Source organism: Sulfitobacter sp. HI0129 (assembly GCF_001635395.1).
Taxonomy (GTDB): domain Bacteria; phylum Pseudomonadota; class Alphaproteobacteria; order Rhodobacterales; family Rhodobacteraceae; genus Sulfitobacter.
In genome coordinates this window covers 1-326 of the sequence record NZ_LWGH01000104.1, presented here as the reverse complement: position 1 = coordinate 326, position 326 = coordinate 1, and the positions used below count along the sequence as shown (strand labels likewise).

At 62.6% G+C, this 326-nt stretch carries 1 protein-coding gene; it reads left to right on the top strand.

Going from position 1 to position 326, the window contains the following annotated elements; translation table 11 throughout:
* Positions 1–326, top strand: a 326-nt coding sequence (locus A3764_RS01000; protein ID WP_236627982.1) for a tryptophan 2,3-dioxygenase family protein, incomplete at both ends; no start/stop codon positions are given.

Here is a 326-nt window from a genome sequence, read left to right as displayed (position 1 = left end):
CTGGCGATCCACGAATTGCAGGCGGCGCGCAAGGTGATGGAGCATGACGACCTGCAGCCCGCGTTCAAGATGCTCAGCCGCGTGGCGCGGATATTCGAGCAGCTCAACAACGCATGGGACGTGCTGCGCACCATGACCCCCAGCGAATACACCGCCTTCCGGCCATCGCTGGGCAAATCCAGCGGCTTCCAGTCGCATCAATACCGGCTCATCGAATATATCCTGGGCAACCGTAATGCAGCGCTCATGTCGCTGCATGAACACCGCGGAGAGGACCACCGGGTGCTCAAGGCGGAACTGGCGCGGCCCAGCCTCTACGAGGCTGC